Below are 26974 nucleotides of genomic sequence, written 5' to 3'. Positions count from 1 at the left end.
TATCGTAGAATTTTGATTCATGACTCGTAGAAAACGCCAAATCACTGTACCGCCAGAAAAAGCTGTAGTGTTGATCGTCGATGATATGCAATCCATGCGCATGATCACACGTACCACTCTTAAAGATATGGGGTTCCGCAAATTTGTTGAAAGCCCTAACGGGCAAGAAGCGTTAAAACGCTTAAAGCTGATGAATATTGATCTGGTGATTTGCGATTGGGATATGCCTGAGATGAACGGTATGGAGTTACTGCGCCACATCAGAGCAGATCAGCGCCTAGAAAAGGTCTCTTTTGTAATGCTGACCGCTCATGCCGAGGCCGATTTAATCCATGAAAGCATAACCGTCGGGGTTGATGGGTATTTGGTAAAACCCTATCAACCCTCAACGTTGTGTGCCCGCATTAACGACCTACTCGAGCATCCTGTAGAGATCTCTTACGCTTAGTTATCGTAAGCAGGTTTCAATATTGTTCGCGAGTTGCTTGAGGAAACCTGTATATCCCTGCTCAGAAGTAATATCGATCGCTAGTGGATCTAGCTTACCCAGTTTCACCGGCTGCTTAGCCACAATACGCTTAATTACCTTCGCTTCAAACTGCGGTTCAGTGAAGATACAACCTACTTGATCTTTCTTAAGCATGGTTTGAATCGCTTGTAATTTTTTCGCGCCAGGCGCACGTGCGGGATCAACCGTAAAATAGCCACGCTGATTCATATCATAATGCTCAACATAAGGAGCAAAGGCATCATGAAATACGATAAAACCCTTCTCTCTTACAGGTGCTAGCTGGGTTTGAATCGCACGATCCATAGCCAAAATATCTGCCGCAAATTGTTGATAATTGCTGTTTAATTGCTCTGCCTGTTCTGGGTGAAGCTTAACTAGGGCTTTTTTGATCTCTGCCGCAGCTTTCAGCATTTTTACCGGGTCCATCCAAACGTGAGGATCAACAGCATGGTTGTGATGATCATGCTCATCGTGATCGTGGTGGTCATGATGATCGTGATGCGCTTCACCTGAACCTTCCAACAGCTGTACTGCTGGTACTTTGGAGCTGTCCAATGTTTTGCTTAAAAACTGCTCCATATCAGGACCAACCCAAACAGCTAAATCAGCAGCATGCAGCTTGCGTAAATCAGAAGGCTTTAACGAGTAATGATGCGGCGAGCTACCTGCTGGGATCAGGGAATCAACCTCCCCCAATTCACCAACTACACCTTCAACAACTAGCTGTAATGGTTTAACACTCGCTACCACCTGAATCGGTTGATCAGCAGCCGCTGTACTCGCAGCAAAAAGCGTTAAAAAAAGTAAGGTAATATTTTTCATCTTTCGCAATACATCTCTGAAGATTAAGGGTTACAATATAACACAAACTTATAAGGTAAGAATGCTATGGCGCACACTGATCTAGCCTTTCATCCTGAACATGATCATCATGGATGCATTGAGCAAGCACTGGAAGATGCACGCTCGCTTTGTAATGAGCGTAACCTACGTTTTACGCCTATTCGCGAGCTGGTTTTAAAGACTATCTGGCAAAGTCATAAACCTCTTGGTGCCTATGAGCTTCTACCCGAACTAGCCGCTGCTGGTTTTAATTCAGCTCCACCTACGGTTTATCGAGCGCTTGAGTTTTTACAGGAGCAAGGCTTAGTACACCGTATCGCTTTGCTGAATGCTTATATCGGCTGCCCACATCCAAGTGATCAGCATGAAGGCTCCTTTCTGATCTGTCGTGTATGCAATAACGCGGTAGAAATTGATACACAGAAGGTTAGCCAAGATATCCAAAAACAAGCAGATAGCTTAGGTTTTAAACCCGAGAAACAATCTATTGAAGTGCTGGGTATATGCCCAAGTTGTCAGCAGAGTGCAGCCTAGTGAGTCCCTCTCCACATACACATGAGCCGCTGATCAAACTCGAAAATATCAACCTTTCCTTTGGTCAAAAGCACGTCTTACAAGATATTAACGCCGAGCTGCACCGTGGCTGCATCACAACACTAATTGGTCCTAATGGTGCTGGTAAGACAACCCTAGTCCGTGTAGTGCTAGGCCTACTCAAAGCTGATAGTGGTAGTTTGTGGCAGGAAGATGGCCTACGCATCGGCTACATGCCACAGAAGTTACAGATCGATAATACGTTCCCTTTAACCGTTGATCGTTTCCTGCGAACAACTCAGTGTAAAGACCCAGCAAAAATACTGGCAGCACTAACCGATGTTGGCGCTGAAAAGTTACTTAAGCAAGCAGTACATAATCTGTCAGGCGGTGAGATGCAGCGTGTCTTGCTTGCCCGCGCCCTACTTCGTGATCCTCATCTACTGGTGTTAGATGAGCCTGTGCAAGGGGTTGATATTAACGGTCAGCTTGAGCTTTATAACCTGATTGCGCGTATTCGTGATGAACGTGGCTGTGGTGTATTAATGGTCAGTCACGACCTTCACCTCGTGATGGCGGCTACAGATCATGTAGTTTGTATTAATCATCATATTTGCTGTTCTGGTCATCCTGAGCAAGTCACCAATGATCCATCCTTTACTGAGCTATTTGGCATTCAAGGCAGCGAACAGCTAGCCGTTTATAGCCATCATCATAATCATCGTCATGATGATCATGGCGACATTATTCCTGATCATAATTGTAAGGGCGGTTGTTAATGCCTGATTTTCTCTTATATGCCCTGTTAGGTGGTATTGGTGTAGCTGCGATTGCTGGCCCGCTTGGCTCTTTTGTGGTGTGGCGCCGCATGGCATATTTTGGTGACACCTTAGCTCACTCCGCTCTACTCGGGGTTTCAGTAGGCTTTATGCTGCAAGTAAACCTCAACCTAGCCGTGATCTTCTGCTGTGTCGCCCTCGCCCTCATCCTAGTCGCGATGCAAAGGCAGCGAATGGTAGCTACAGACACCTTGTTAGGGATCATGGCCCATAGTTCGCTCTCTTTTGGCTTAGTTGCCGTGTCACTGTTGGAAATTCGGGTAGACCTGATGTCCTACCTATTTGGTGACCTGCTTGCTGTCGGTGTAGAAGATCTTTATTGGATCTACGGAGGCGGCCTCCTCGCACTAGTGTTGTTAAAACTTCTCTGGCAACCTCTATTGGCAATTACTATCAATGAAGAGCTTGCCCATGTTGAGGGGGTTAATGTTGCCTGGACTCGCTTAGCTCTGATGCTATTGATTGCTGTCATTATCGCAGTAGCTATGAAGATTGTAGGCTTACTGCTAATAACCTCATTGCTGATTATTCCTGCAGCCGCAGCAAGGCGTTTAGCCCAAAGTCCTGAGCAGATGGCAATTGGTGCCGCTGTCGTCGGTAGTTTGTCAGTGGGTGGAGGCTTAGGGCTATCATGGCATTTCGATACCCCTGCCGGTCCATCAGTTGTGGTGGTATCCCTACTTATCTTTGTTCTACTCTACGCACTTCCTTTACGCCGAGCTGTATAAACTGATAATGTTAATCAACGCTTCCATAAGGCGTTGATTAACGCACCTGTCAGAATCAAACAGCCGCCAATAATCGTCCACAAAGTCGGAATTTCTTCAAAAAAGATCACCCCCAGAATCGCAGAGAAGATAACCTGAACATAGGCATAAGCACTCGCCTTACCCGCCTCTTCTGCTGCCATCGCTTTAGTTAATCCAATCTGCCCAACTTGCGTGAATACACCTACTAACAGCAGCAATAACAACGCATCCAAGCCCGGCATAACAAAGTCACCACCCAAAAGCAGTAACGAGGTTGGTAACGCCACCAGCGGGAAATAAAAGATAATGACAGAGCTATCTTCCGTTTGACTCAACTTACGCACGATCACATAAGCTATGGCGCTACCTAAAGCCCCAGCTAACGCAGCTAATAGACTTAACATCGGCAAGCCAATTAACCCCGCTTCACCCGGTCGCATCATCACAATAACCCCGACAAAACTGAGCAGCATACACAACATCGTCGCTAGCTTGATCCGTTCTCCCAGAAACAGCAACGCTAAGACGGCTGTAAATGCCGGATAGGTGTACTGCAATACCGTTGCGTCAGCCAAGGATAAGGTCGTGACTGAGTAATAAACGCAAACTAACGCTAACGCACCAACGATACCTCGCGCCAGCAGGAGCGGCTTATGCTGCCCCCAAATAGAGATGCGTTTACGTTTTACATCCAAGTAACTCAGGCCTAGCGATACTAAAGCCCTTGCCGCCACAATCTCTAGAACCGGAATACCGTAACCCGACACCGCTTTAACGCAGGCAGCCATCAAGGCAAATCCAAGCGCAGATAGCAGCATATAGCGAATAGCGATGGGAACGGCAGTTATAGACATGATTCAGGGACTTTAAACCGAAAGTGATAAGTGCGGGATCATACCAGATAAGCCCTCGCAAACGAGATCATTGTCAATCTGACTGGGTATGCAGGCATCTAATTACTAGACTAAAAGATTCAAAAAAATAGGGGCTTAATAGCCCCTATCTTGTTGTTAGTGGTCTTTTCGCTTAGCACCGGGGTTCGCCGTAAACATCAGAGGCTGTGCGCCTTCCTCTATTTCAGGCTTATTCTCACGATTAACGCGTGTTTCCAGCTCTTCCACAGCGGTATCTGGCTCACCATCTAAACGCATGGAATCTTCGTAATCACAACGCACGCACTCTTTGTACTCACGCTCTTCATCACGGTAAGTACGAATACAATCCATCTCACCGCATCGTGGGCAAACAGCACCCGCTATAAATCGTTTAATAACAGTCATTTTAATTACTCTGTAATTCCACTGTGGCGAAGCAGTGCATCAACTTGCGGTTCACGACCGCGGAACGCTACAAACAGCTCCATCGGCTCGCGAGAACCGCCCATTTCTAGGATGTTCTTACGGAAATCTGCACCAGTATCTGTATTAAAGATGCCATCTTCTTCAAAACGGGAGAATGCATCTGCCGATAGCACCTCTGCCCATTTATAACTGTAGTAACCTGCAGAATAACCGCCCGCAAAAATATGGCTAAAGCTATGCTGGAAGCGGTTAAAGGATGGCGGGGTAATCACTGCCACCTGACTGCGTACTTTATCCAACACCTCTTGAACAACCGTTTCTCCCGGCTGGTAATCACGATGCAGTAGGAAATCAAATAGAGAGAACTCCAACTGACGTACCATCATCATGCCTGACTGGAAGTTACGTGCCGCCAGCATCTTATCCAACAGCTCTTGTGGTAGCGTTTCATCTGTCTGATAGTGACCAGAAATCAACGCCAGCGCTTCTGGCTCATAGCACCAGTTCTCTAAGAACTGACTTGGCAACTCAACCGCATCCCAAGCCACACCATTAATACCACTTACGTCAGCCGTTTCGATTTGGGTCAGCATATGATGCAGGCCATGGCCAAATTCATGGAATAGGGTGGTCACTTCATTGTGATTCAGTAGAGCAGGATCATCACCTACTGGAGAGCTGAAGTTACATACCAGATAAGCCACTGGTAGCTGCAGAGAACCATCATCTAGACGACGGCGCACACGGCAATCGTCCATCCAAGCGCCACTACGTTTCTTCTCACGGGCATACAGATCCATAAAGAAGCGGGCGATCACTTCACCATTGCGGCTAATTTCAAATAGGCGTGCATCATCATGCCAACGATCGAACTCATCGACTTCACGCATTTCGATATCAAAGAGTTTACCAGTAACCGCAAACAGACCTTCTAGTACTTTGGGAAGAGGGAAGTAAGGGCGGATCTGCTCTTCAGAAATAGAGTATTTCGCCTGCTTCAGCTTCTCACCGTAGTAAGCTAGATCCCAAGCTTGCAGATCTTCTGCGCCAAATTCAGCTTTCGCAAACTCGCACAGTTGCTCAAAATCCTGTTTAGCTACGGGTAGGCTTTTCTCAGCAAGATCATTTAAGAACTGCACAACCTGATCGGTATTTTCAGCCATTTTGGTCGCTAACGAATAATCAGCGTAGTTACCGAAGCCGAGCAGCTGCGCCAGCTCTAAACGTAGCTCTAATAACTGAGAAATAACGTCAGTATTATCCCATTTACCTTCGCCCGGTCCCTGATCAGATGCGCGGGTAGAGAAGGCTGTGTATATCTCTTTACGCAGTTCACGATCATCCGCATAGGTGATCGTTGCGAGATAAGAAGGGAAGTCCAGTGTCACCAACCAACCCTCTTTCTCTTTCGCTGCAGCCATCTGCTTCGCTGCCGCTAACGCCATAGGCGGAAGTCCCGCAAGCTCAGACTCTGAAGTCAGTAGTTTGCTCCAGTCATCGCTGGCATCCATTACGTTTTCAGAAAACTTAGTCGTCAGCTCAGACAGCTTCTGTTGCAGTTCGGCGTAACGCTGCTGCTCTTCTGGATTTAAGGCAATACCTGATAGACGGAAGTCACGTAGAGTGTTGTTGACGACTTTCTGCTGCGCTTCACTTAGCTGGAGAAATTGCTCACTTTCAGCAAGCTGATTAAATGCTTGGTAGAGACCTTGATGCTGACCCATCTCTGTCCAGTATTGAGACAGCTTTGGCAAGCATGCATTGTAGGCATCACGAAGCTCATCACTGTTCACCACAGAGTTCATGTGCGAAACAGGCGACCATACTTTAGCTAAACGGTCATTCATCTCTTCGAGTGGGGCAACTAGAGAATCCCAGCTAGGTACGGACAGCTCCTGCAGAATGCGTTCTACCGTCTCTCTGCTGTCTGCCAGCAATTGATCGATTGCGGCTTCGATTTGATCAGGTTTAATCTGACTAAATGCTGGTAACAACTGTGGTTCAAGCATTGGGTTACTCATATAAAGCTAGCTCCATCGGCGAGATATCGTTCCTATTACATGGGACTAAATCTTAATTTTTCAATTCCCCTAAGCTATTTCATAATAGATACTTCCCAATTTCTAGCGAGCAATAATTATGAATGTACGTACTTATCAAGGCTTCACTCCCAAACTAGGAGAGCGAGTTTTTGTTGATCCTAGCGCGGTTGTGCTTGGAGATGTCGAGATTGGTGACGATTGCTCGATCTGGCCACTCACCGTAATCCGTGGCGATATGCACCGCATTCGTATTGGCGCACGTACCAGCGTGCAAGACGGTTCAGTTTTACACATTACCCATGCTGGCCCCTATAACCCAGACGGTTTCCCATTGATCATCGGTGATGACGTCACCATTGGCCACCAAGCGATGCTTCATGGCTGCACAATTGGAAGCCGAGTTTTAGTAGGCATGGGTGCGATGGTTATGGATGGCGCTATTGTTGAAGACGAAGTCATTATCGGCGCGGGCTCCCTAGTGCCACCGGGTAAGAAGCTAGAAAGCGGTTACCTTTATGTTGGCCGCCCTGCAAAGCAACAACGTGCACTCACAGAAAAAGAGCGCTCTTTCTTCAGCTATACTGCAGGAAACTACGTGAAGCTTAAGGATAAGCACCTTGAAGAGGACTACACTGGCTAACAATCTGATCCTAGCCACACTGCTGATAAGCGGTTGTGGCTACAACATCCAAAACTCACCTACCGCTTGGGTTGATGCCTATAAGGTAGAAATATCCTATACAGAAGAGGGCGCAAGCTATTCCCTCTGTAAAAGCTTTGGTTGCGATCGAAGATCTTCAATTCAATTTGATGCTGACGAGCTAGATCAAGTTCGTCAGCATTTCTCACCACCAGCAACCACCGCTGAAAAAGAGCGTTTAAAAATCGCTACAGGCATCGGTCTATTTGAAAAAATAACAGGTCCGAAGCTACGGACTTTCGGTGATCAAGCAGCCAATAACACCTCCTTTATTAGTGGCTCAAACCAATTAGATTGTGTCGCTGAAAGCCTAAATACCACGCGTTATCTTTTAATCTTACAACAGATGAACCTCTTACATTTCCACCGACCAGGCGGAAATGTTCACCGCGGCCCCTTCACATTAAATGCCCCCCATAACAGTGCTACCATCGTTCAGCTAGATAACCAGCAAGCCTTTGCTGTGGACTCTTGGTTTGGCGCTAACGCTGAACCCGCTTGGATTACGCCTGTGGATAACTGGTTAACCGGCGCTGATCCTGAAGAGTAGTTGTTGGTTATAATCAAAACACTAGTTGATAATAATTATCAATAACACTAGTATCCCCCCCAAATCTTACCTCCTTGATATTTTGAGCCTTATTTCCAGCAAGTGAAATGCAATATCCGTTGCTTTAAAAGCACCTGTGGATATCTATTTGGCTCAGGAAGTAAGCAGTACTAGATTAGAACGCTTTTTAAAAAGAAGGGAACAACATGAAAAAAACAACTATCGCCACGCTGGTTTCTGTAGCAATGACATCAACAACACCAGCCTTTGCAACCGATGTTGCTAAAGAGTTAGCGGCAATGAAAGCACGCATCGCACAACTTGAAGCACAGCTCGCTGCCCAGCAGGAAACAACGCAAACGCTAGAGCAAAAAACTGAAGCTCAAGCTGCTACTCCATCAAACGGTGGCTTTGCTGAGAACGTTAGCGTAGGCGGCGAAGTAACCTTGCTAGCACAGCAAGTTGAGACTGATGGCGAAAACAGCGTTGGTGATGTTTTAGTTGATACCTTCGAACTTGAAATTGCTGCTGATATTAACGAAAACGTTAAAGTTTCTACGTTAATCGAATACCTATCTGCAGATGAAAAACTAGACCTTGCTGAAGCATACGTAGTGATTGGTTCCGAAGATAATCCTCTAAGCTTCACACTGGGTAAAGCCGCTCACCCTCTACTAGTAGGTGATTCTGCAGCATTTACAGACCCAATTGCATTCGACATTTTCGATGCAAAAGAAGGTCTAGCGATGCTCAGCTACCAAAATGAGATGATTCAGCTAGATACCTACGTGCTTAACAACTCTGCAGAAGGTAACGAAGGTTTAGATACCTTCGGTCTTAACTTCGGCACTACATTCAGTAATGGCGTTTCTCTAGGTGCAGGTTATGTAACTGACGTTGCGAACACAGCAGGTCCGTTTTCTGAGCTAGGCGGTCTAACTGAAAAAATCGATGCGTGGCGCGTAAATGCATTGGTTGAAGCGAATGACTTGGCGCTGTTTGCAGAGTATATCCAGCTAGGTAGATCTAATTTAGCAGGCGAGCCAAGTATCCTTCATTTAGGTGCTGGCTACGGTACACAGATCCTAGGCGCAGACGGAACACTTTTCCTAGGTTACAGCGAATCTGACGAAGCTGAAGATATCGATAATGTAGCGGGTATCGACTACGAACTACCTGAAAAGCGTGTAGCGCTAGGTGTAACGCGTTCTCTAGGCGAAAATGCTGAAGTGACTGCGGAATATGTTCGCGAAGAAGCTTACAGCGACACGGATAGCGATATCCTGAATGTTGCGGTAACAACGACTTTCTAAGCTGGGCTTAGCGAGTTGTTAAAATGTGACTGACCAACGCTGAATCCCCCTTCAATCATCAGCGCTGGTCGTCACAATACTCTGTACAGACAGATATTCTGTAAACATTACTGTTAATGATATCTGTTATCACTTTGGCAGGGAACGCTCCTATGGAATTAAATCCTTTAGAAGGAGTTTTTCCGCACTTTATTTTTCCGACTTAGCTTCTAGCTTTGCCGAAGAAATTTCCCGTAAACGCTTAACTACTTGAGCATTAATACTACGCTGCGTAAACGTACCATCGGCCTTTCGTTTACCCGGTTTTTTGCCCATTAAAATTTCTAAGCAGTCATCCACATGACCAACCGCATGGACAGAGAATAACCCCTCTTTAACGGCCTCGACAACCTCTTCTTTGAGCATCAGATTACGCACATTGGCTTTCGGAATAATGACCCCTTGCTGACCGGTAAGGCCGCGGGTTTTACAGAGATTAAAGAAGCCCTCTATCTTCTCGTTTACACCACCAATGGCCTGTACTTCGCCGTATTGGTTGATCGATCCAGTAGTCGCAAAACTCTGACTAATCGGAATATGCGTTAACGCTGACAATAAGGTGCAAACCTCGGCTAGCGAAGCACTATCACCATCAACATAACCGTAAGATTGCTCCAAAGCGATGCTAGCAGAGATCGCCAATGGGAAGTCCTGAGCATATTGATGACCTAAGAAGCCCGATAGGATTAAAACGCCTTTTGAATGGATTGGCTGACCTAAGGCCACCTCGCGTTCGATATCAACGATTCCGCGATTACCAGGATGCACCGTTGCAGTAATACGCGCAGGCGTACCAAAAGCAACATCACCCACTTGGAGCACAGTTAGACCATTGGTTTTACCGACGGCTTCACCTTGGGTGTCGATCAACACCGTTTGATTCAGAATGTCTTCTTCGATCTTTTCAGACATACGAGAAGTGCGACGTTCTTTCGCACTCAGCGCCATCTCGACATGATCTGCATTGATAAGTTCATCTTCCTCTTTAATGCGCTTAAAATCAGCTTCACATAACAGATCAACCAACTCACCAATATGAGCCGACAGCAACTCCTGATCTTCTGCCTGACGGGAGCTATGCTCAACTAAACGCGCCACCGCTCGACGCGTTAAGGGGGCTAAGCCCTCCTCATCGGCTAACGTTTTCATCAAACGCGCATAATGCCTAATCGATTGAGGCGTTCTTTTTACATCCTCATCAAAGTCCACCACGACTCGAAACATTTTTTCAAAGTCATGATCGAGTTCTTGTAGCAAATAGTAGATATTGCGCGCCCCTATCAAGACGATTTTCACTGATAGTGGCACCGCCTGAGGGGTTAGGGTTATCGTGCTTATACCCGCGTATTCACTTGCAGGACTTTCAATTCGAATCTCGTCGGATTTAAGCGCACGTTTTAGCGCCCCATAAACAAAGGGCTGCTCCAGTAGTTTCTCCGCTTCCAATACCAAATAGCCGCCATTCGCTCGATGTAAAGCACCAGATCGGATAAGCTTGTAGGTAGTGGATAAAGCCCCCATTTCGGACGTGTACTCTACACGCCCAAACAAATTTTCATAGCTAGGGTGCGATTCGTATACAACCGGGGCACCTTTCACCTTATCGTTATCCACAAGCAGATTAACGCCATAATTGCTTTCTAAATAAGCACGGCGGCTAGCATCAGTTAACGGCTCAATTAGCTTTTCATCGCCGACAATTTCAGCGCAATTTTTAACTAACGAAGTTTCCATCTCTGAAAGATAGTCAGTTGCTGCAGATATATTCGCGTACTTGTCTCTCAGCGGCTGAAACAAAGGAGAGATCGACTGCCTTGTGGTGTCTCGATCGAGATTTTTCAGCTTCTCTGCGGCCTCACGTCGCCATTGCGGCAAGCCTGTTAGCGCCTCATTCAACTTATCTTCCAGATCAGAGATCGCTTTAGTAAAACCATCCCTTATCTCTTCTGGTAACTGCGAAAAGACCGCCTCATCCATCGCTTGCCCTTCTGCAACCGGAGTAAAGCCGATACTGCCTGCATCACGGTAGACCGCAATGCTATGCTCACGCGCCTCTCGCTCAACACCTTCTATCGCCTGATCATAATAACGATTGAGTTCACGTTCGATTTTACTCTTTTTACGCTGGTACGAAGGGCTTTCAAAGGCTGCAGGCATCTCTGACAGCACCGCTTCGATGATGTTTTTAATATCACGCTTAAACTGCTGAGCCTTTCCAGCAGGAAAGGGAATCGCTAAAGGATTGCGGTTATCCTTTAGGTTGTTTAGATAAACCCAATCGCCCGGCTTTTTCTCTTTTTTCGCCGTGGTTTTGAGGTTCTCCATCGCAAAGGAGAAACGCCCCGTATGAGGATTACCCATCACAAACAAGTTATAGCCTGGACGGCGCATGCCGATACCAAAATCCATCGCTTCAATGGCTCGTGTTTGGCCGAAGAAACCAGAAAAAGGCTCAAGCGTAGACGTATTTTTGAAAGGTAGTAATTCTGGATCGCAGCGAAAATAAAGCTGCTCAGTAGATAGTCGGGTTTCCGTTACCATAAGGTACTCCCGCAGCGGACTGAAAAGTTAACACTATGCAGTGTTCGTATTTCAGTTATACGCCGCGAGAGAGCCCCATGCAAGTCTGCTTTGATAAAATGTTAAAAGCGACTGTTGCATTAAAATCAAACAGTTATTGCTGCACGGATAGCCGAGATAACTGTTTTAGAGTCTGGGTCCAAGCCACGCCAAATTCTGAATGATTCCGCTGCCTGCTCCACTAACATGCCCAGGCCATCAATGGACTTTTCCGCCCCTTGTTCAGTCGCCCAAACACAAAAAGCGGTTGGTTCTGCGGCATACATCATGTCGTAGCACCAAGCACCTTGTGCCAGTACATTTTCCGGAAGAGGGGGGATCTTACCTTGCAAACTGGCAGCAGTACCATTAATGATAAGATCAAAGCTTTGACCTTCAAGCTCATCATAACCACCACCCGATACATTACCAAGATCCGCAACCAACCCAGCAAGCTCTTCGGCTTTAGAAGCAGTACGGTTTGCGATAACTAGCAGCTCAGGATTTTGCTCTAATACTGGCTGAAGAACGCCACGTACAGCTCCACCAGCACCGAGGATAAGCACCTTTTTGCCTTCAATCGTGCCGCCATTGTTACGCACGATATCTCTCACCATGCCAACACCATCGGTGTTATCACCGCACAAGCGACCTTGATCATCGCGGTACAAGGTATTTACCGCACCCGCCAGTTCAGCACGCGGACTTCTAACTTCAGCTAACGCCCAAGCTTCCTGTTTAAACGGGATAGTGATATTCAAACCTCGACCATCACCAGACAAGAAATCAATTACGTAACCTGAAAAGTTATCTTCAGGTACGCAGATCGCTTCATAGGTCAGATCCTGATCTGTACTCGATGCAAATGCAGCATGAATTTGTGGCGATTTAGAGTGCTTAATCGGATTACCGAATACCGCGTAACGATCAGTCATAATCCGTCCTTACACTTCAAGCCAGTTGCGAGGCTTCAAATAACGCTCGTAAAGCACCGCTTCTTCAGTGCCTTCATCCGGCTTCCAATCGTAGCCCCAACGTACTTCCGGCGGTAAAGACATCAAGATAGACTCTGTACGTCCACCAGATTGCAGACCAAATAAAGTGCCACGGTCAAACACTAGATTGAACTCGACATAACGGCCACGGCGGTGCAATTGGAAATCACGCTGACGCTCACCGTATTCACGACCTTTGTTTTTCTCGATAATTGGCACATAAGCCTTAGTGTAAGCATTACCAATCGACTGCATCAGTCCGAAGCTCTTCTCGAAACCAAGCTCATTAAGATCATCGAAGAATAAACCACCCACACCACGAGGCTCATCACGATGCTTCAAGTAGAAGTATTCATCACACCACTCTTTGAAACGTGGGTAGATGTCATCACCAAATGGATCACAGGCTTCTTTTGCTGTCTGGTGCCAGAATTTACAATCTTCGTCGTTACCATAGTAAGGCGTCAGGTCAAAACCGCCACCGAACCACCAAACTGGTTCTTCACCTTCTTTTTCAGCAATGAAGAAACGAACATTGGCATGGGAAGTTGGGATATAAGGGTTATGTGGGTGAATAACCAAAGACACGCCCATCGCCTGGAAACTACGACCCGCTAATTCAGGTCGATGCGCTGTAGCAGATCCTGGCAACTTATCACCGAAGACATGAGAGAAGTTCACGCCACCTTTTTCGATAATTGCGCCCTTATCTAGGACACGAGTTCGACCGCCACCGCCTTCTTCTCGTTGCCACTCATCCTGATAAAATTTTCCTTCGCCATCAGCCTGCTCTAAGGCATCACAAATAGCATCTTGCAGCCCCAAAAGGTACTCTTTTACAGCGTCAATATTAGGTGCGGACATAGTACTCACTCACATATTTATTTAAGCGCGAATTAATTGATCAGATTTTAGATCTCTAATTTGAGTAGGCTGATCTAAACCACCTAACTTACCTGGCAAAACATAAGCAAGTTTTTCACCAAAGTAAGTCTTCACTCTCAATATATCTCTTGCAGGTTCATGCGCTGCAGGATTAGCCGATGTTGAAACTAAGAAAGATCCGTAATCTTCCGTCAGTCTTCTTACTTGTAAGTGATCACTCACTCTCACAGCTACAGCGCTATGATTTCCTTTAATCCAGGCAGGAATTCGGTTCTTTTTATCTGGCAAAATCCAAGTGTATGGACCCGGCCAGTTAGCAGTCACTTTGACATATTCATCATCAGTCAGATCTTCGAGTAAAAAATCGATCTGAGAGAGGTTTCCAGCGATTAAAACCAGACCTTTATGCATAGGTCGACGCTTAATTTCTAGAAGATCTAAGACGGCCTGTTCATCAAACGGGTCACAACCTAAACCCCAAACTGCTTCGGTAGGATAAGCGATCACACCACCTTGACGAATTGCTCGAACAGACTGCTGAATATGCCACCAATCAGGCTTTAAATTACTACTCACCATTTACTCCTCAATGCCATATAACTAATCAACAGTGCATCACTATTTTTACTAAAAGTATCAATCAATAGTTATGTGAGGTTGATAGAAAGAGCCCCTTTACAGATTACAAAGCGGGGGGATTCCCTTTCATCTTGAAGGCATTTAACTTTGAGGGCTGAACACTAAATGTTCGACGCGGTCTTTGCAACTCTACCCAATTACCTTTTAACATCGGATATAACCATGCCCATCTTGACTAATGATGCCTAAAAGCTCTAATTCCACCAGCATCGGGCCTAATTCCGCTATATCCATACCAGTCAGATAGCTTAGTTGGTCGATTGAGTTATATTCGTAGCCTAAATGCTTCAATAGTTTCTGCGTTTCAGGAGCAAAATGGGATAACTCCTCTTCAGATTCATCTTCAATATGCTCAGCATTCTGTTCGGCTAGATAACCCAGTATAGAAGCAAGCTGCGAGGTAATATCTTCCGCTGACTCGACCAAGCAAGCACCTTCACGGATTAGCTGATGACACCCTTTACTCAAGGGATTATTAATCGCCCCAGGAATAGCAAAGACTTCACGCCCTTGCTCCATCGCCATCCTAGCCGTGATTAACGACCCACTTTTCGGGGCTGCCTCAACCACCAAAATGCCTGCGCTCATGCCACTAATAATGCGGTTTCGACGCGGGAAATGCGGTGCCAGCGGCGGTGCACCAGGAAACAGTTCACTCAACCATATTCCTTGTTGCTCCAAAATCTGCTGGGCTAAAATACGATTTCGAGCGGGATACGGCCGATCCAAGCCAGTACCAAATACCGCAACCGTTGGGCATTGAGCATTAACACTGGCCTGATGTGCTGCTGCATCAATACCCAAGGCTAAGCCTGAGTTCACGATCAAGCCGTTTTGAGCTAAATAACCGGCAAACTGATAGGCATGCTTTAAACCACCTTTAGAAGCGCTACGACTGCCTACAATCCCTACCTGAGGAAGGTTCAGAGCCGCTAGATTACCGCGAGTAAATAAGATGGGAGGAGGATCATAAATTTCACGTAGCAACGCAGGGTAGTCGGCATCAGTGATAGTTATGATATGGCAATCCTCAGCTGAAGCCTGCCAAGTCAGCGCCGACTCCAACTTCTGCTGTACCAAAGAGGTATGCCCTTGTTGGAAGTCACTTAAAGTGGTAATTGTTTTTTTCTTGAGGTTAAGCCGATGCCAATCAGCTTCAGAGGAGCGGAGGAGTTTTTCAGGGGTCCATCCCTGATCCCATAGCTTTTTAACTGAAGCAGGCCCTAAATCGGGTAGGGCGGCAACGGCGATCCAGTCCCTTAGATCAGCCGTCATCTTTTATCCTTTATGGTTCTCGGATTACATCTCCGATAGAAACAACATCTGTGCTGCGCATGATCAAGCCATAACTCACTTTCTCAAACACTTTGAAGACCATCAACTCACCAGAGCGCTCCTGTGGCAGCGTCACCATCTCTTTAGTCACAGGGTCTTTAATAAGCTCACCACGGCGGTAAATAGCAAACACATGCCCAGCCTCAAGCCCTTCACGCATGCCACGGTTAAGTGCCACTACATGAAACTGACCAGCATCTCGAACACCTTGCAATACCGATAGAATCTTACCTTCAACACCCTCTGGGGAAGGTGCAGGGTAGAATACAGACTGAATACGCACTTCCTCGGTAGGTACCACACGGTCCAAAATGCGCACTTCTTTATGGGATTTGATGATATCCAATGTGAGCACGTCTTCTTTACGCGCAGATACATCGGCATCTGCAATCTTCAATGTTTCGTAACCAAGAAATTCATCTGTATCCGGATCAACATATTCATTAGCAGGACGGTAAATACCCTGTCGACGCTGTTCAGCCACTAGCTGACCACGTGCGTAAATACGATCACCCGCACCGGCGATAATCCGTTCTTTCTGGCCACCCAAAACATAAGGCGCTTCTTTCAAAATATCTTCAGAAAGCACACGGTTATCATTTAAGAAGCTAATGATATCTCGTAGTGGGATAGCAGGAATTGGCTTAACCAGCGGAGACACACGTGCACGAGGATAGATTCCACTATCACGTCTAACCCCTAAACGCGGCTTTCCATTCACCCACGTAAGATAAATTACATCTCCAGGATAGATTAGATGAGGGTTATCAACCTGCGGGTTTACCCCCCAGACCTCAGGCCATTTCCAAGGACTTTGTAAAAAACGACCGGAGATGTGCCACAACGTATCGCCTTTCACCACCACATATTCTTGTGGATGATCATTACGAAGCAGCAGAGAGTCCTTACGGGTTTCAGCATGAGCTGTAGTCAGTGAAACCAATACCAGAGCGAACAAACCGCATAACAATTTTTTCATGTCCAGTTCCCTTATTACCTATCTCCTTAATTCCTATAAATAAGAAGATAAAGTAACGACAATACATTGAGCGTTCTAATCAGTATAATAGGCAGCTTAATATTTTTCGCTATTGATCTCGATATTATCTTTCGGTTAATACCTGAATAATCGAGTTAAAATTTAAGATACCTGTAAATTAGGCTCTAACTTAGCATGACTTACAGAAGTATTCACACCAATAGCACCCGATAACTTGTTGATACAGACGTAAATCATGGCAAAACTAACCATCCTTGAATACCCAGATCCGCGCTTGCGTACTATTGCTGAGCCCGTTGAGACTGTTGATGACGAAGTACGTGCTCAAATCGATGACATGTTCGAAACAATGTACGCGGCTCCAGGTATTGGTTTGGCAGCGACACAGGTGAATATCCATAAACGCATCGTAACTATGGATATCTCTGATGATCAAAACGAGCCATTGGTTATGATCAATCCTGAATTTGAAGTTCTGGATGAAGAGCTACACAAATATCAGGAAGGTTGCCTATCTGTTCCTGGCTTCTACGAAAACGTTAAGCGCCCTCAAAAAGTTAAGCTAAAAGCGCTCGACTACAACGGCGAACCTTATGAGATGGAAGCTGAAGGCTTACTTGCGGTATGTATTCAGCACGAGCTAGACCACCTGAATGGAAAGCTATTTGTGGATTACATTTCTATGCTCAAGCGTAACCGCATTAAATCTAAGCTAGAAAAACTGCATAAATTGCAGGAAAAACACGGCTGATCATTACTGAAAAACAACACACAGGCTTGCTGGTTTAACTAGCAGGCCTGTTTTTATTTTGGAGCCTAGACCATGCCAGCGTCACCATTGAAAATAGTTTTTGCCGGCACACCTGATTTTGCCGCATCCAGCTTACAAGCATTGCTTAATTCTGAGCATGAAGTGATTGCTGTTTATACCCAGCCTGACAAGAAGGGTAAGCGTAAAAACCAGATGGCTCCGCGCCCAGTAAAAGATCTTGCGGTTGAACATAACATCCCAGTATTTCAACCAACCACGCTGAAAACCGAAGAAGAACAGTTAGCACTTACAAACCTTAAAGCCGACATCATGGTTGTAGTTGCTTACGGTATGCTTCTCCCTAAAGCAATTCTTGAGACACCTCGTCTAGGTTGCATCAATGTCCACGGTTCGCTACTTCCACGCTGGCGTGGTGCAGCACCAGTAGAGCGCTCAATGCTTGCAGGGGATGCTGAAACAGGCGTCACTATCATGCAGATGGATGAAGGCTTAGACACTGGCGATATGCTCTACAAAGTCACTACGCCGATCGAGAACAATGATACTGCAGCAAGTGTATTCGAACGCTTAGCCGCTATTGGCTCCGTGGCCCTGGTTGAAACGCTTACACAGTTCCAACAGGAAACTGTGTCTCCAGAACCACAGGATGACAGCTTAGCCACCTACGCGAAGAAGCTGCAAAAGACCGAAGGAGTTATCGACTGGAGTGCTTCCGCTGCAGATATCGATCTTAAGATTCGCACTCTAAGCCCACGTGTTGCAGTGACATTCAAGCTTGGCGAAGAGGTGGTGAAGCTTTTAGGATGCGAATTAGTTGAGCAAAGCGGTAACCCGGGTGAGATTTTGCTTTCTGACAAAAAGAGCATTGTTGTCGCATGCGGCGAAGGCGCTATTAAAATCAAACAGCTTCAGCTTCCGGGCAAAAAGCCAATGGGCACTGCCGCTGTTCTAAACTCTAAACGAGAGCAGTTTAGTGCAGGCGTAGTTTTAGGTTAGACGTTTTAGGACTATTACCATGACCACCAATGTTCGGGCACTTGCAGCACAAATTCTAACCCCTTTACTTAAAAATAAGGGTTCTTTGAATACGCAATTTGCGACGATTGAACGTCGTTGTCCTGAGAAAGATCGCGGCCTTCTGCGTGAGCTGTGCTACGGCACTATGCGTTACCACCCACAGCTGAATGCCATCATTAAACTGCTGCAAAACCGACCATTTAAGTTTCGAGATATCGATATTAAAGCCATTGTTCTGATCGGTTTATATCAGTTAAAACACACTCGCATCCCAGCTCATGCCGCGATTAGTGAAAGTGTTGAAGCGTGCAAAGAACTGGATAAGGCTTGGGCAGGGAAAGTTGTGAACGCCCTTTTGCGCCGGTTTCAACGCGAACAAGATGAACTCGAAGACTACCTAAAAGATGACGATTCATACCAGTTCAACCACCCGGAATGGATGATCGCCAAACTGAAAAACAACTGGCCAGAACACTGGCAAGAGATACTCACCGTCAACAACGAGCAAGCGCCGCTGACACTCCGCGTGAATCAACGCTCAACAGCCCGCGAAGATTACCTACAGCAACTGACCCCGATTATTGCCGCAGAAGCGACTCAATTCAGTGATCAGGGCATAAAGCTAGCGGAATCAATCAATATCGAAACCCTTCCGGGTTATAGCGTCGGTGCATTTAGCGTACAGGATGAAGCCGCACAGTTATCTGCGGACCTTCTCGACCTACAACCAGGGCAACGCGTGCTGGATGCCTGCGCAGCGCCCGGTGGCAAACTGTGCCATATCCTAGAGCACGAGCCTAAACTCGCTCAGGTAGACGCTGTGGAGCTAGAACAAAAGCGAATCAGCCGAGTAGAAGAAAACCTTAAACGTCTACGTTTAAAAGCCAACTTAAAGGTGGCAGACGCCGCAACCCAAACTTGGTGGGACGGTACAGAATACGACCGCATTCTCTTAGATGCCCCTTGTTCTGCTACGGGTGTTATTCGCCGCAATCCGGATATAAAATACCTGCGCCAAGGCGAAGATATTCACGAAACAGCCAAACTTCAGCGCGCTATTTTGGATAATTGCTGGTCCATGCTGAAACCCGGCGGTAAGTTGCTTTATGCAACTTGTTCCATCTTCCCACAGGAAAATGGGCGATTGATTAAGCAGTTTGTAACCCAAACTGCGAATGCCAAACATCTGCCAATTAAGGCAGAGTGGGGTATCGAACAAGAGTATGGTCGACAGCTGTTTCCGCAGTCTAACGGCCATGATGGTTTCTATTATGCACTGCTGGAAAAAACGGAGTAAGCTCAAGTAGCTATGTGTATTTCTGTCATTTCTGCAGCAGTTAAAGGCTGATCATGAAGATCATTATTCTAGGTGCCGGACAAGTGGGCGGCACTTTGGCTGAAAACCTAGCCAGTGAAGACAACGACATCACTATCGTTGATACAGACACTGGCCGTCTCAGAGAACTACAAGATCGTCTCGATATCCGTACGATCGAAGGTAAAGCATCCTATCCATCTGTACTCGACAGTGCCGGTGCTCAAGATGCCGATATGCTTATCGCCGTAACGAACTCTGATGAAGTCAACATGATCGCCTGCCAGGTAGGGCAAACGCTGTTCAACACACCGACGAAAATCGCCCGTGTCCGTGAACATGACTACCTGAACAAAAACCAGAAGATCTTTGGTGAAAAAGGCATCCCTATTGATGTCCGTATTAGCCCTGAATTACTGGTAACAAAGCACATAAAACGTCTAATCCAGCACCCAGGTGCTTTGCAGGTACTGGATTTCGCCGACGCGAAAGCCCAGCTTGTAGCCGTAAAAGCATACTATGGTGGCCCGCTAGTGGGTCGCGAGATCTCTTACCTTCGTGCTCACATGCCATCGGTGGATACCCGTGTAGCGGCGATTTTCCGAAGCGGTAGCCCTATTATCCCGGAAGGTAACACGGTCATCGAAGCAGATGACGAAGTGTTCTTTATCGCTGCACGCAAGGACATTCGTGCCGTAATGAGCGAGCTGCGTCGTCTAGATCGCCCTTATAAGCGCATCATCATCGCAGGTGGCGGTAATATCGGTGCGCGTTTAGCCGAATCTATCGAAGACGAGTTCCAAGTCAAAATCATCGAGCGAAACATTCGCCGCTGTAATCAGCTGGCGCGCTCACTTGATAACACCATCGTACTGCAAGGCAGTGCTTCCGACCGTGACCTACTGATCGAAGAGAATATCGAAGATACCGACGTATTCTGCGCCCTTACCAACGATGACGAAGCGAACATCATGGCATCTATGCTGGCGAAGCGCCTTGGCGCACGTACGGTAATGACCCTGATTAACAACCCTGCCTATGTCGATCTAGTACAAGGTGGTGCGATCGATATAGCCATATCGCCTCAGCAAACTACCATCGGTGCGCTACTGACCCATGTACGTCGAGGTGATGTAGTAGCAGTACACTCGTTGCGTCGAGGTGCAGCAGAAGCACTGGAAGCAGTGGCTCATGGTGATAAATCATCATCCAAAGTGGTCGGTAAAACCATTGAAGAGATCAACTTACCTCCAGGTACAACCATCGGTGCCATTGTACGTAACGACGAAGTATTGATTGCGCACGATGATGTTGTCGTTGAAAGTGGCGACCACGTAATCTTGTTCTTGGTCGATAAACGCCGAATCAACGAAGTGGAACGTCTGTTCCAAGTTGGCCTTACATTCTTCTAAGCGGAAGCAGCGCAGATGCATTACAAAGTTATCTTACGCATATTAGGCATACTGCTGATGATATTCAGCATCTCTATGCTGCCGCCGTTAGGTATCTCCTATCTCTATGACGATGGGGCAGAGTTAGCCTTTATCGCCGGATTTTTGATTACCCTGCTGACCGGTTTCTTCATCTGGATTCCGGTATATCGAGTGCGACAGGACTTACGAACCCGTGATGGCTTCTTAATTACCGTCCTTTTCTGGTCTGTACTGGGGCTTTTCGGAGCCTTCCCGTTTATGCTCACGGACAATCCGCACCTAACTTTTATCGATGCGCTATTTGAGTCCCTATCTGGCCTCACAACCACCGGTGCAACGGTAATTACTGGCATCGATGACCTGCCAAAATCGATTCTGTTTTATCGCCAGCAACTGCAATGGCTGGGCGGTATGGGTATCATCGTATTGGCCGTAGCGATCCTACCAATGCTAGGCATCGGTGGTATGCAACTTTATCGTGCAGAAACACCAGGTCCCGTTAAAGATTCCAAACTTACACCACGAATCACTGAAACAGCTAAAGCTCTTTGGTATATCTACCTGTCACTGACCATCGCCTGCGCGGCTGGTTATTGGTTAGCTGGAATGGATCTATTCAATGCCATCGGTCATAGTTTCTCGACCGTTGCGATCGGTGGTTTCTCCACCCACGACGCCAGTATCGGCTACTACGATTCTGTAGCCATTGAGATGATCTGTATATTCTTTATGACCATCTCTGCAGTAAATTTCGGCCTACACTTTTTTGCTTGGCGACAACGCACCATTTCGCATTACATTCTAGATCCAGAATTTAAATTCTATTTAGTTACACTCCTAGCAATAACCGTTATCGCCATTGTTGCCTTGGTCGTAACCGAGACCTACGCGCCGGGCGAATCGATGCGTAAAGCACTGTTTATGGTGGTATCCATTGCAACCACGACCGGCTTTGCCACAGCAGACTTTGCGCACTGGCCAGTAATGCTACCGTTCTTGCTATTCGTGGCAGCCTTTGCCGGTGGTTGTGCGGGTTCTACCGGTGGTGGCATGAAAGTCATCCGTGTACTTCTGATCCTTAAGCAGGGCTACCGTGAAATCCAACGCTTGGTACATCCCAATGCGATTATTCCGGTAAAACTAGGTAAAAAACCGATCTCCGATAAAGTTCTAGAAGCTGTATGGGGCTTCTTCTCCGTCTACATGATCGTCTTTGTAGCCATGCTCATCGTATTGTTAGCGACTGGGCTTGATCAGGTAACTGCATGGTCAGCGGTAGGTGCGACATTAAACAACCTAGGCCCAGGCCTTGGCGATGTATCTGCACACTACGGCGACCTGAACGATCCAGCTAAATGGGTACTTTGCTTTGCCATGCTGCTCGGTCGTCTAGAGGTATTTACCTTGCTAGTACTATTCACACCTATTTTCTGGAAACGATAAAGCAGGCATCAGATCTGCGACGAACCTAATTTCGAGAGCCTAATCATGCGATATACAGTTTACCTATCCGGTGAGATTCACACCGACTGGCGAAACAAAATCAAAAAAGCCATCAACCAAAATGGCCTACCAATCGATGTACTTACTCCAAACACAGATCACGATTCCAGTGACGGTTGCGCTACTGAGATCCTAGGCCCAGAAGAGAAGAACTTCTGGACCGATCACAAATCAGCAAAAATGAACACTATGCGTCACATGACTGCGATCAAACGTGCTGACATCGTGATCGTTCGTTTCGGTGATAAATACCGTCAGTGGAACGCTGCATTTGATGCTGGTTTTGCCATCGCCAATGGTAAGTCTCTGATCGTTGAACACGCACCAGAATTGACACACCCACTAAAAGAAATCGACGCTTGCGCACATGCCGTAGCCGAGAATACAGAACAGGTAATCGAAACGCTTAAATACCTTTGCTTGGATTATTGATCACAAAGTCTTCAGCATAGAATTTCTGTTAACTAGAGCCAAGGAGGGCGCTATGCAGAAACAACCCGCCATCTACATTCTTTCCAGCAAGCCTCAAGGCACCCTTTACATAGGTGTTACCAGCAATCTTCCTCAACGAATATGGCAACATAAGAACGACTTCATCGAAGGGTTTACTAAACGCTATCAAGTCCATCAGCTCGTTTATTTTGAACTTCACGAAACCATTCAAAGCGCGATTACTCGAGAAAAACAAATGAAAGCTTGGAAAAGGCAATGGAAGATAAACTTAATAGAAACACAAAATCCTAACTGGGCAGACCTTTACAGCACGATCTTAGATTAGCTGGATTCCAGCCTTCGCTGGAAAGACGGGGATATCAATGAACTTACTTCAACTCTCGTCTTCCCAGCGAAGGCTGGGATCCAAAGCCCTTCAACTCAGACATTTATCAAAAAAACACAAATAAACCCCTGATCTCTACGTAAGCAGCCACCGGCTGGCTATTTTTTGTTGTATAATTGCCGGCTAATTTTTCGGGCTAATCTGGTGCTGTGCAGCTGCCATGACGGCAGAAACTCAACGGCACTTATGTAAAAGGTGAAACGCTGTGACTGACAAGGCGACCCCAGACGTAAGCACATTTCAGGGGCTGATCCTTGCTCTACAGGAATACTGGGCAGAGCAGGGCTGTGTAATCGTACAACCACTGGACATGGAGGTAGGTGCCGGCACCTTCCATCCTGCGACTTTCTTACGCGCAATTGGACCTGAGACTTGGCGCTCTGCATACGTGCAGCCTAGCCGTCGTCCAACGGATGGCCGTTACGGTGAAAACCCTAACCGTCTGCAGCACTACTACCAATTCCAGGTTGTGCTAAAGCCATCTCCTGACAACATTCAGGAGCTATACCTAGGCTCTCTAGAGCGCATGGGTATCGATCTTGGCATTCACGACGTTCGCTTCGTAGAAGACAACTGGGAGTCTCCAACACTAGGCGCTTGGGGTCTTGGTTGGGAAGTGTGGCTAAACGGCATGGAAGTAACTCAGTTTACTTACTTCCAGCAAGCTGGTGGCCTTGAATGTTACCCAGTTACCGGTGAAATCACTTACGGTCTTGAGCGTATTGCAATGTACCTACAAGGCGTAGACAGCGTTTACGACCTGACATGGGCAGTAAATCCTGACGGTTCTAAAGTAACTTACGGCGACGTATTCCACCAGAACGAAGTTGAGCAATCTACTTTCAACTTCGAGCACGCAAACGTTGAAGATCTATTCAAAACGTTCGACAACTGCGAAGCTGAGTGCAACAAGCTACTAAGCCTAGAAACGCCACTACCGCTTCCTGCATACGAGCAGGTACTTAAAGCGTCTCATACGTTCAACCTTTTGGATGCGCGTCATGCGATCTCTGTAACAGAGCGTCAGCGCTTTATCCTTCGTGTTCGCACACTAGCCCGTGAAGTCGCACACGCATACTTTAATGCCCGTAAAGAACTAGGTTTCCCACTGGCACCAGAAGCCCTACGCCAAGAAGTTCTGGCTAACTGCGAGGAGAGCAAATAATGGCACAACATGATTTTCTCGTTGAGCTAGGTACCGAAGAGTTACCTCCAAAAGCGCTTAAGATCCTTTCTGATGCTTTCACATCTGGCATCACAGCTGGTTTGAAAGAAGCAGGCGTTAACTTTGGCGATGTAAAAAGCTACGCATCTCCACGCCGCCTAGCTGTTTTGATCAGCGCACTAGACGACAAACAGGCTGACCGCGAAATCGAAAAACGTGGCCCTTCAGTAAAAGCGCCAGAAAAAGCGGTAGAAGGTTTTGCTCGTTCTTGTGGCGTGACTATCGATCAGCTTGAAAAGATCGATACCAACAAAGGTGAGTACTACAACTTCAACAACACAGAAGAGGGCAAAGCGACATCTTCTCTGCTACCTCAACTTGTAGAAACATCACTAAATAAATTACCGATCCCTAAGCGCATGCGCTGGGGTGCATCTCGCGTTGAATTCGTTCGCCCGGTTCACTGGCTAGTCATGCTATTCGGCGACGAAGTTGTAGATTGTGAAATTCTTGGTCTGACATCGGGTCGTAAGACTCGCGGGCACCGCTTCCACTACAACCAAGAGATCGAACTGATCGCACCATCTGAGTACGCAGATCGTCTAGAAAACCCAGGTATGGTAATCGCTGATTACGACATCCGTAAGACGATGATCAATGAGCAAGTGAAAGCAGAAGGCGAGAAGCTAAATGCGGTTGCTCAGATCGACGAAGATCTTCTTGATGAAGTTACAGCACTTAACGAATGGCCAGTTGCACTTACAGGCCGTTTCGAAGAGCGTTTCCTAGAAGTGCCAGCGCAAGCACTAATCTCTTCAATGAAAGAGCACCAGAAGTACTTCCACCACTTTGATGCTGATGGCAACTTACTGCCTAACTTTACTACGATCTGCAACATCGTTTCTAAAGATCCTCAGCAGGTAATTGAAGGTAACGAAAAAGTAATTCGCCCACGTCTATCTGACGCTGCGTTCTTCTTCGAAACTGACAAAAAGGCTACGCTGGAATCTCGTATTGAGAAGCTAAAAACCATCGTATTCCAGAAAGACCTTGGCACGGTTTACGATAAAGCTGCTCGCATTAGCGCGCTGTCTGGCAAAATCGCTGCAACTCTAAATCAGGATCAAGCGAAAGCTGAACGTGCTGGCCTACTGTGTAAAACCGACCTGCTTACAGACATGGTATACGAATTCACAGACCTACAAGGTTTGATGGGTTATCACTATGCGCTGAATGACGGTGAAGATCAGGATGTAGCACTAGCTCAAAACGAGCAGTACATGCCTCGCTTCGCAGGCGATGAGCTACCTCAGACTGCCCCTGGTATCGCTGTAGCCATTGCTGACCGTCTAGACACTCTGACAGGTCTGTTCGGTATCAATCAGCCTCCTACAGGCTCTAAGGACCCGTTCGCACTGCGTCGTGCAGCGCTAGGCGTACTGCGCATTATCGTAGAGCGTGAACTAGATCTGGATCTACGCGAGCTACTGACCATTGCGGCGAACAACCACAACGATCTACCAGCACGAGAAGGCCTAGAAGATAAAGTTCTAGACTTCATGCTAGAGCGTTTCCGCGCGTGGTACGAAGACGCAGATATCAATGCTGAAGTATTCCTTTCTGTATTGGCGCTAAAACCAAGTCGCCCATTAGACTTCGATCGTCGTGTTAAAGCGGTTAATCACTTCCGCTCTTTAGCTGAAGCTGAAGCGCTAGCCGCTGCTAACAAGCGTGTATCTAACATTCTGAGCAAACAGGGTGTAACAGGCACGACTGAGGTTAACAACGCACTATTAACTGAAGCTGCCGAAAAAGCTCTTGCGGCAGATATCGAAGCTCAGAAAGCTGCTCTAGCGCCACTATTTGCAGAAGGTAAATATCAAGAAGCGCTTGAGTCACTCGCTGGCCTTCGTACATCGACTGATGCCTTCTTCAAAGACGTTATGGTTATGGCTGATGATGAGGCTGTTAAGAACAACCGCCTAGCTCTTCTAAGCCAGTTACGCGCATTGTTCTTGGGTGTTGCTGATATATCTGTGCTTGGCTAATCGTCACATCTAAATATCTAATCTAAAGCCGGCCTTTGTGCCGGCTTTT

26 protein-coding genes are annotated in these 26974 nt (G+C 46.8%); 16 read left to right on the top strand and 10 right to left on the bottom strand.

The genetic code is table 11. The features are described 5' to 3' along the window. The first annotated feature begins 19 nt into the window (after positions 1 to 19). Positions 20 to 448 (top strand): response regulator, encoded by a 429-nt coding sequence (locus ACMXYR_RS00215; RefSeq protein WP_415902438.1) that lies wholly within the window; start codon positions 20 to 22, stop codon positions 446 to 448. Here ACMXYR_RS00215 and ACMXYR_RS00210 read toward each other — a convergent pair whose 3' ends face one another. Further along, entirely contained in the window at positions 449 to 1333 is an 885-nt protein-coding gene (locus ACMXYR_RS00210) for a zinc ABC transporter substrate-binding protein (protein WP_415902437.1), read from the bottom strand. Between the two features lie 66 nt (positions 1334 to 1399). Here ACMXYR_RS00210 and ACMXYR_RS00205 point away from each other — a divergent pair, with 66 nt between their 5' ends. The 3 genes from ACMXYR_RS00205 to znuB are packed head-to-tail and all read left to right on the top strand — an operon-like array spanning position 1400 to position 3455. Continuing rightward, positions 1400 to 1888, top strand: a complete 489-nt coding sequence (locus ACMXYR_RS00205) for a Fur family transcriptional regulator (RefSeq protein WP_415902436.1) — start codon at positions 1400 to 1402, stop codon at positions 1886 to 1888. Continuing rightward, positions 1858 to 2667 carry a zinc ABC transporter ATP-binding protein ZnuC gene (znuC, locus tag ACMXYR_RS00200; RefSeq protein WP_415886409.1) on the top strand — a complete coding sequence of 270 codons (810 nt, stop codon included), beginning with the start codon at positions 1858 to 1860 and terminating at the stop codon, positions 2665 to 2667. The genes ACMXYR_RS00205 and znuC overlap by 31 nt, the downstream gene beginning before the upstream one ends. After that, positions 2667 to 3455 carry a zinc ABC transporter permease subunit ZnuB gene (znuB, locus tag ACMXYR_RS00195; RefSeq protein ID WP_415902435.1) on the top strand — a complete coding sequence of 263 codons (789 nt, stop codon included), beginning with the start codon at positions 2667 to 2669 and terminating at the stop codon, positions 3453 to 3455. Before znuC ends, znuB begins: the two co-directional genes overlap by 1 nt. Before the next feature lie 14 nt (positions 3456 to 3469). Here znuB and ACMXYR_RS00190 read toward each other — a convergent pair whose 3' ends face one another. The 3 genes from ACMXYR_RS00190 to prlC form a co-directional block, all read right to left on the bottom strand. Beyond that, complete coding sequence (locus tag ACMXYR_RS00190; RefSeq protein WP_415902434.1) at positions 3470 to 4330, bottom strand: DMT family transporter; 861 nt, start codon at positions 4328 to 4330, stop codon at positions 3470 to 3472. Between the two features lie 156 nt (positions 4331 to 4486). Continuing rightward, positions 4487 to 4756, bottom strand: a complete 270-nt coding sequence (locus ACMXYR_RS00185; protein WP_415886406.1) for a YheV family putative zinc ribbon protein — start codon at positions 4754 to 4756, stop codon at positions 4487 to 4489. 5 nt (positions 4757 to 4761) lie between these two features. After that, positions 4762 to 6798: an oligopeptidase A gene (gene prlC / locus ACMXYR_RS00180; protein ID WP_415902433.1), complete on the bottom strand. Its 2037-nt coding sequence runs from the start codon at positions 6796 to 6798 to the stop codon at positions 4762 to 4764. 118 nt (positions 6799 to 6916) lie between these two features. Here prlC and ACMXYR_RS00175 point away from each other — a divergent pair, with 118 nt between their 5' ends. From ACMXYR_RS00175 to ACMXYR_RS00165, 3 genes are all read left to right on the top strand, one after another. Further along, positions 6917 to 7459 carry a gamma carbonic anhydrase family protein gene (locus tag ACMXYR_RS00175; RefSeq protein WP_415902432.1) on the top strand — a complete coding sequence of 181 codons (543 nt, stop codon included), beginning with the start codon at positions 6917 to 6919 and terminating at the stop codon, positions 7457 to 7459. After that, the gene (locus ACMXYR_RS00170; protein ID WP_415902431.1) at positions 7437 to 8069 is read left to right on the top strand and encodes a hypothetical protein; all 633 of its coding nucleotides are present in this window, start codon (positions 7437 to 7439) and stop codon (positions 8067 to 8069) included. Before ACMXYR_RS00175 ends, ACMXYR_RS00170 begins: the two co-directional genes overlap by 23 nt. A 206-nt stretch (positions 8070 to 8275) precedes the next feature. Then, positions 8276 to 9382: an LbtU family siderophore porin gene (locus tag ACMXYR_RS00165; protein WP_415902430.1), complete on the top strand. Its 1107-nt coding sequence runs from the start codon at positions 8276 to 8278 to the stop codon at positions 9380 to 9382. Between the two features lie 189 nt (positions 9383 to 9571). Here the strand turns inward: ACMXYR_RS00165 and ACMXYR_RS00160 are convergent, their stop codons facing one another. The 6 genes from ACMXYR_RS00160 to ACMXYR_RS00135 form a co-directional block, all read right to left on the bottom strand. Beyond that, positions 9572 to 11962: a Lon protease family protein gene (locus ACMXYR_RS00160; RefSeq protein WP_415902429.1), complete on the bottom strand. Its 2391-nt coding sequence runs from the start codon at positions 11960 to 11962 to the stop codon at positions 9572 to 9574. Between the two features lie 125 nt (positions 11963 to 12087). Beyond that, positions 12088 to 12915 (bottom strand): shikimate dehydrogenase, encoded by an 828-nt coding sequence (gene aroE / locus ACMXYR_RS00155; RefSeq protein WP_415902428.1) that lies wholly within the window; start codon positions 12913 to 12915, stop codon positions 12088 to 12090. A 9-nt stretch (positions 12916 to 12924) separates the two neighbouring features. Continuing rightward, positions 12925 to 13839: an oxygen-dependent coproporphyrinogen oxidase gene (gene hemF, locus ACMXYR_RS00150; RefSeq protein ID WP_415902427.1), complete on the bottom strand. Its 915-nt coding sequence runs from the start codon at positions 13837 to 13839 to the stop codon at positions 12925 to 12927. 21 nt (positions 13840 to 13860) lie between these two features. Next, a complete protein-coding gene (locus tag ACMXYR_RS00145) occupies positions 13861 to 14436 on the bottom strand; it encodes an L-threonylcarbamoyladenylate synthase (protein WP_415902426.1) in 576 nt (191 codons plus the stop codon). Positions 14437 to 14643: 207 nt separating this feature from the next. After that, positions 14644 to 15774, bottom strand: a complete 1131-nt coding sequence (dprA, locus tag ACMXYR_RS00140; RefSeq protein WP_415902425.1) for a DNA-processing protein DprA — start codon at positions 15772 to 15774, stop codon at positions 14644 to 14646. A gap of 10 nt (positions 15775 to 15784) precedes the next feature. Further along, positions 15785 to 16813, bottom strand: a complete 1029-nt coding sequence (locus ACMXYR_RS00135) for a LysM peptidoglycan-binding domain-containing protein (protein ID WP_415902424.1) — start codon at positions 16811 to 16813, stop codon at positions 15785 to 15787. Between the two features lie 256 nt (positions 16814 to 17069). Between ACMXYR_RS00135 and def the strand changes: the two genes are divergently transcribed. The 9 genes from def to glyS all read left to right on the top strand — a co-directional run bounded on the left by def (position 17070) and on the right by glyS (position 26925). Next, positions 17070 to 17585 carry a peptide deformylase gene (gene def, locus ACMXYR_RS00130; protein ID WP_415902423.1) on the top strand — a complete coding sequence of 172 codons (516 nt, stop codon included), beginning with the start codon at positions 17070 to 17072 and terminating at the stop codon, positions 17583 to 17585. 72 nt (positions 17586 to 17657) lie between these two features. Continuing rightward, positions 17658 to 18602 (top strand): methionyl-tRNA formyltransferase, encoded by a 945-nt coding sequence (gene fmt / locus ACMXYR_RS00125; protein ID WP_415902422.1) that lies wholly within the window; start codon positions 17658 to 17660, stop codon positions 18600 to 18602. 19 nt (positions 18603 to 18621) lie between these two features. Next, positions 18622 to 19920 (top strand): 16S rRNA (cytosine(967)-C(5))-methyltransferase RsmB, encoded by a 1299-nt coding sequence (gene rsmB / locus ACMXYR_RS00120; protein ID WP_415902421.1) that lies wholly within the window; start codon positions 18622 to 18624, stop codon positions 19918 to 19920. A gap of 53 nt (positions 19921 to 19973) precedes the next feature. Further along, a complete protein-coding gene (trkA, locus tag ACMXYR_RS00115; protein ID WP_415882980.1) occupies positions 19974 to 21350 on the top strand; it encodes a Trk system potassium transporter TrkA in 1377 nt (458 codons plus the stop codon). 15 nt (positions 21351 to 21365) lie between these two features. Next, positions 21366 to 22814, top strand: a complete 1449-nt coding sequence (locus ACMXYR_RS00110) for a TrkH family potassium uptake protein (RefSeq protein ID WP_415882979.1) — start codon at positions 21366 to 21368, stop codon at positions 22812 to 22814. 45 nt (positions 22815 to 22859) lie between these two features. Further along, on the top strand, positions 22860 to 23306 hold the full coding sequence (locus ACMXYR_RS00105; RefSeq protein WP_415882978.1) for a YtoQ family protein: 447 nt from the start codon (positions 22860 to 22862) through the stop codon (positions 23304 to 23306). A gap of 52 nt (positions 23307 to 23358) precedes the next feature. After that, positions 23359 to 23652 carry a GIY-YIG nuclease family protein gene (locus ACMXYR_RS00100; RefSeq protein ID WP_415902420.1) on the top strand — a complete coding sequence of 98 codons (294 nt, stop codon included), beginning with the start codon at positions 23359 to 23361 and terminating at the stop codon, positions 23650 to 23652. 265 nt (positions 23653 to 23917) lie between these two features. Next, on the top strand, positions 23918 to 24877 hold the full coding sequence (gene glyQ, locus ACMXYR_RS00095) for a glycine--tRNA ligase subunit alpha (protein WP_415902419.1): 960 nt from the start codon (positions 23918 to 23920) through the stop codon (positions 24875 to 24877). After that, on the top strand, positions 24877 to 26925 hold the full coding sequence (gene glyS / locus ACMXYR_RS00090) for a glycine--tRNA ligase subunit beta (protein WP_415902418.1): 2049 nt from the start codon (positions 24877 to 24879) through the stop codon (positions 26923 to 26925). The genes glyQ and glyS overlap by 1 nt, the downstream gene beginning before the upstream one ends. Positions 26926 to 26974: the final 49 nt, after the last annotated feature.

It is taken from the genome of Neptuniibacter sp. QD29_5 (assembly GCF_047778125.1).
Classification (GTDB): domain Bacteria; phylum Pseudomonadota; class Gammaproteobacteria; order Pseudomonadales; family Balneatricaceae; genus Neptuniibacter.
Note: the sequence above shows the minus strand (reverse complement) of the source record. Positions and strands in the feature narration are given on the sequence as shown.

Coding starts and splice junctions, on each gene's coding strand:
- ACMXYR_RS00215 (WP_415902438.1), top strand. CDS start 20: ATGACTCGTAGAAAACGCCAAATCACTGTACCGCCAGAAAAAGCTGTA.
- ACMXYR_RS00210 (WP_415902437.1), bottom strand. CDS start 1,333: ATGAAAAATATTACCTTACTTTTTTTAACGCTTTTTGCTGCGAGTACA.
- ACMXYR_RS00205 (WP_415902436.1), top strand. CDS start 1,400: ATGGCGCACACTGATCTAGCCTTTCATCCTGAACATGATCATCATGGA.
- znuC (WP_415886409.1), top strand. CDS start 1,858: ATGCCCAAGTTGTCAGCAGAGTGCAGCCTAGTGAGTCCCTCTCCACAT.
- znuB (WP_415902435.1), top strand. CDS start 2,667: ATGCCTGATTTTCTCTTATATGCCCTGTTAGGTGGTATTGGTGTAGCT.
- ACMXYR_RS00190 (WP_415902434.1), bottom strand. CDS start 4,330: ATGTCTATAACTGCCGTTCCCATCGCTATTCGCTATATGCTGCTATCT.
- ACMXYR_RS00185 (WP_415886406.1), bottom strand. CDS start 4,756: ATGACTGTTATTAAACGATTTATAGCGGGTGCTGTTTGCCCACGATGC.
- prlC (WP_415902433.1), bottom strand. CDS start 6,798: ATGAGTAACCCAATGCTTGAACCACAGTTGTTACCAGCATTTAGTCAG.
- ACMXYR_RS00175 (WP_415902432.1), top strand. CDS start 6,917: ATGAATGTACGTACTTATCAAGGCTTCACTCCCAAACTAGGAGAGCGA.
- ACMXYR_RS00165 (WP_415902430.1), top strand. CDS start 8,276: ATGAAAAAAACAACTATCGCCACGCTGGTTTCTGTAGCAATGACATCA.
- ACMXYR_RS00160 (WP_415902429.1), bottom strand. CDS start 11,962: ATGGTAACGGAAACCCGACTATCTACTGAGCAGCTTTATTTTCGCTGC.
- aroE (WP_415902428.1), bottom strand. CDS start 12,915: ATGACTGATCGTTACGCGGTATTCGGTAATCCGATTAAGCACTCTAAA.
- hemF (WP_415902427.1), bottom strand. CDS start 13,839: ATGTCCGCACCTAATATTGACGCTGTAAAAGAGTACCTTTTGGGGCTG.
- dprA (WP_415902425.1), bottom strand. CDS start 15,774: ATGACGGCTGATCTAAGGGACTGGATCGCCGTTGCCGCCCTACCCGAT.
- ACMXYR_RS00135 (WP_415902424.1), bottom strand. CDS start 16,813: ATGAAAAAATTGTTATGCGGTTTGTTCGCTCTGGTATTGGTTTCACTG.
- def (WP_415902423.1), top strand. CDS start 17,070: ATGGCAAAACTAACCATCCTTGAATACCCAGATCCGCGCTTGCGTACT.
- fmt (WP_415902422.1), top strand. CDS start 17,658: ATGCCAGCGTCACCATTGAAAATAGTTTTTGCCGGCACACCTGATTTT.
- rsmB (WP_415902421.1), top strand. CDS start 18,622: ATGACCACCAATGTTCGGGCACTTGCAGCACAAATTCTAACCCCTTTA.
- trkA (WP_415882980.1), top strand. CDS start 19,974: ATGAAGATCATTATTCTAGGTGCCGGACAAGTGGGCGGCACTTTGGCT.
- ACMXYR_RS00110 (WP_415882979.1), top strand. CDS start 21,366: ATGCATTACAAAGTTATCTTACGCATATTAGGCATACTGCTGATGATA.
- ACMXYR_RS00105 (WP_415882978.1), top strand. CDS start 22,860: ATGCGATATACAGTTTACCTATCCGGTGAGATTCACACCGACTGGCGA.
- ACMXYR_RS00100 (WP_415902420.1), top strand. CDS start 23,359: ATGCAGAAACAACCCGCCATCTACATTCTTTCCAGCAAGCCTCAAGGC.
- glyS (WP_415902418.1), top strand. CDS start 24,877: ATGGCACAACATGATTTTCTCGTTGAGCTAGGTACCGAAGAGTTACCT.